Origin of the sequence: Streptomyces capoamus (assembly GCF_014654935.1) — a bacterium.
GTDB lineage: Bacteria > Actinomycetota > Actinomycetes > Streptomycetales > Streptomycetaceae > Streptomyces > Streptomyces capoamus.
Genome location: NZ_BNBF01000025.1, coordinates 20,394 through 23,757, shown reverse-complemented (window position 1 = coordinate 23,757; position 3,364 = coordinate 20,394). Strand labels below are relative to the sequence as shown.

Genomic DNA, 3,364 nt, shown 5'->3' with positions numbered 1-3,364 from the left:
TCGACTTCTTCCAGCACGGTCGGCGGCTCCTCACTGTCACGACCACACGTCACCGTGTGATCCATCTCGCGGTTCGGACGACTATCTCAACTGTCCTGGCCTTCGGTTACAGTCTTGAACAACGCCGATGACCATCGCATGTCGGGGGTCACAGGCGTCCACAACCGAATACCGCTCATCCAGAGGGGCAGAGGGACACGGCCCGATGAAGCCCCGGCAACCCTCCAGCCGGCTCTCGTCTCACCGCGAGGCTCCCGGCTAGGGAAGGTGCCAAATCCGTCTCACGGCGAGATGCGTCGTGAGGAAGATGAGGAGAAAGGGCCTCGCCTCCATGGCTGTGCAGACAGTTGCCACCTCCAGCGACACCACCGTCGACCTCGGCCCCGCCGCCGCCCTGAGCTGCCGCGAGTGCGGCCACCGCGTCCCGCTCGGTCCGGTCTTCGCCTGCGAGGAGTGTTTCGGCCCGCTGGAGATCGCCTACGAGTTCTCCGCCTACGACACCGAGGAACTGCGCCGGCGCATCGAGGCCGGTCCCGCGAACATCTGGCGCTACGCCCCGCTGCTGCCCGTCCCCGCGGACGTCGCCGGCAAGCCCAACCTCAACCCCGGCTGGACCAAGCTCGTCCAGGCCGACAACCTGGCGCGCGAGCTGGGCGTGACCGGCGGTCTGTACGTGAAGGACGACTCCGGGAACCCGACCCACTCCTTCAAGGACCGGGTCGTCGCCCAGGCCCTGGAGGCCGCCCGCGCCTTCGGCTTCACCACGCTGTCCTGCTCCTCCACCGGCAACCTGGCCGGCGCCGTCGGCGCCGCCGCCGCCCGGGCCGGCTTCCGCTCCTGCGTGTTCATCCCGCACGACCTGGAGCAGGGCAAGGTCGTCATGGCCGCGGTCTACGGCGGCGAGCTGGTCGGCATCGAGGGCAACTACGACGACGTGAACCGCTTCTGCTCGGAGCTGATCGGCGACCCGGCCGGCGAGGGCTGGGGCTTCGTCAACGTCAACCTGCGGCCGTACTACGCGGAGGGCTCCAAGACCCTGGCGTACGAGATCTGCGAGCAGCTCGGCTGGCGGCTGCCCGACCAGATCGTGGTCCCGATCGCCTCCGGCTCCCAGCTCACGAAGATCGACAAGGGTCTGCAGGAGCTGGTGAAGCTGGGCCTGGTGGAGGACCGGCCGTACAAGATCTTCGGTGCGCAGGCCGAGGGCTGTTCGCCGGTGTCCACCGCCTACAAGGCCGGCCACGACGTGGTCCGCCCGCAGAAGCCGGACACCATCGCCAAGTCCCTGGCCATCGGCAACCCGGCCGACGGGCCGTACGTCCTGGACATCGCGCGCCGCACCGGCGGCGCCGTGGAGGACGTGACGGACGAGCAGATCGTGGACGCGATCAAGCTGCTGGCCCGCACGGAGGGCATCTTCGCGGAGACCGCCGGCGGGGTGACCGTGGGCGTGACCCGCAAGCTGATCGAGAGCGGCCTGCTGGACCCGGCCCTCACCACCGTCGTGCTCAACACGGGCGACGGCCTCAAGACCCTGGACGCGGTGGCCGGGACCGGCCTCACCGCCACCATCCGCCCGACCCTGGACTCCTTCCGAGAGGCTGGCCTCGCATGAGCGTGACCGTCCGCATCCCCACCATCCTGCGCACCTACACCGGCGGGCGGGCCGAGGTCGCCGCCGAGGGGGCGACGCTCGGCGAGGTCATCGCCGATCTGGAGAAGAACCACACCGGGATCGCCGCCCGGGTGCTGGACGACCAGGGCAAGCTGCGCCGGTTCGTCAACGTGTACGTCAACGACGACGACGTCCGTTTCGAGCAGGGCCTGGAGACGGCGACCCCGGACGGCGCCGGCGTCTCCATCATCCCGGCGGTCGCCGGGGGCTGACCGGCCCGTCGGCGAGCCCCCGCATTACCTTCGGTAACCGCGGTTACCGATTGTTCATCGGATTGCCCCCTCCGTAAGAGAAGCGGAGGGGGCAATTCTGTGTGATTGAGCGCGGTAGAGTTGGGGAACACGGCCCCGGCCGCCAGGTCGAAAGCCCTGGAATCATGCCCGGCGACCCGACAAGAAGTAGCCAAAGTGTGCGGGTCTTCTGTGGCTTTTGCGGCTTTTATGGGGCCCGACTTGCCCTGAATTCGGGCGAATTCTCACTACATTCCGGACCGTCCGCGTCCAGAATTCTCGTCCGATTGACCTGTTGCAGACGGCAGTTGGACAGATGCATTCAGCCGCGGTCGACGCGTTCCGGCGCACGCCCCCGTCCCATGGGGGGTGAGGTCTGACCCGGGTCCGCGAAGTGTGGATCTGTGCAAGGGCCAGTAATAGGGGAGTTAGGCATGGCTCAGGGCACCGTCAAGTGGTTCAACGCGGAGAAGGGGTACGGCTTCATCGCGGTCGACGGTGGTGCGGACGTCTTCGTCCACTACAGCGCGATTCAGATGGACGGCTACCGCACCCTGGAAGAGGGCCAGCGGGTCGAGTTCGAGATCTCGCAGGGCCAGAAGGGCCCGCAGGCCGACATGGTTCGCGTCACCGCCTGAACGTTTCTTGTCCGAAGGGCCCGCACCTCGCGAGGGGTGCGGGCCCTTCGCCGTGCCCGGGTTCCGCTGTTCGCGTGCGGCTGACGGGGGCCCCGTACCGGTGCAGGCGCTTGCACTCGACCATGCCGAGTGCTAATCATTGGCGTTAGCACTCTGAAGGTGAGAGTGACAGTGAAGGACCGGGTCGGTGAGGCCCGCAGGCCAAGTGGGGCAAGGAACCACGAGGCCGGCGAGCCGTCCGTCGCGGGCGCGGGCGCGGTCCGAAGGAATCACCCCCAGTCCTGGAGGGACCACTTCACATGGCCAAGATCATCGCGTTCGACGAGGAGGCGCGGCGCGGCCTCGAGCGCGGCATGAACCAGCTCGCGGACGCCGTGAAGGTGACGCTCGGCCCCAAGGGCCGCAACGTCGTCCTCGAGAAGAAGTGGGGCGCCCCCACGATCACCAACGATGGTGTCTCCATCGCCAAGGAGATCGAGCTCGAGGACCCGTACGAGAAGATCGGCGCCGAGCTGGTCAAGGAAGTCGCCAAGAAGACGGACGACGTCGCCGGTGACGGTACGACCACCGCGACCGTGCTCGCCCAGGCCCTGGTCAAGGAAGGCCTGCGCAACGTCGCCGCCGGCGCCAACCCGATGGCTCTGAAGCGCGGTATCGAGAAGGCCGTCGAGGCCGTCTCCGCCGCCCTGCTGGAGCAGGCGAAGGACGTCGAGACCAAGGAGCAGATCGCCTCCACCGCGTCCATCTCCGCCGCCGACACCCAGATCGGCGAGCTGATCGCCGAGGCCATGGACAAGGTCGGCAAGGAAGGCGTCATCACC

4 protein-coding genes and 1 riboswitch are annotated in these 3,364 nt (G+C 67.8%); all 4 genes read left to right on the top strand.

The annotated features are described in order from the left end of the window. Nucleotides 1–172 precede the first annotated feature (172 nt). Nucleotides 173–314, top strand: a riboswitch (SAM riboswitch). Nucleotides 315–331: 17 nt separating this feature from the next. Beyond that, nucleotides 332–1,615 (top strand): threonine synthase, encoded by a 1,284-nt coding sequence (gene thrC / locus IE312_RS30840; RefSeq protein WP_189985556.1) that lies wholly within the window; start codon nt 332–334, stop codon nt 1,613–1,615. Beyond that, on the top strand, nt 1,612–1,887 hold the full coding sequence (locus tag IE312_RS30835; protein WP_189985555.1) for a ubiquitin-like small modifier protein 1: 276 nt from the start codon (nt 1,612–1,614) through the stop codon (nt 1,885–1,887). Before thrC ends, IE312_RS30835 begins: the two co-directional genes overlap by 4 nt. A 452-nt stretch (nt 1,888–2,339) precedes the next feature. After that, entirely contained in the window at nt 2,340–2,543 is a 204-nt protein-coding gene (locus tag IE312_RS30830) for a cold-shock protein (RefSeq protein WP_004986573.1), read from the top strand. 299 nt (nt 2,544–2,842) lie between these two features. After that, nucleotides 2,843–3,364: TCP-1/cpn60 chaperonin family protein (locus tag IE312_RS42615; RefSeq protein ID WP_306419837.1), on the top strand; the 522-nt coding region annotated here is incomplete at its 3' end.

Bases quoted from the DNA above. Each gene is read 5' to 3' on its own strand.
- IE312_RS30835 (WP_189985555.1), top strand. From the start codon at position 1,612: ATGAGCGTGACCGTCCGCATCCCCACCATCCTGCGCACCTACACCGGC.
- thrC (WP_189985556.1), top strand. From the start codon at position 332: ATGGCTGTGCAGACAGTTGCCACCTCCAGCGACACCACCGTCGACCTC.
- IE312_RS30830 (WP_004986573.1), top strand. From the start codon at position 2,340: ATGGCTCAGGGCACCGTCAAGTGGTTCAACGCGGAGAAGGGGTACGGC.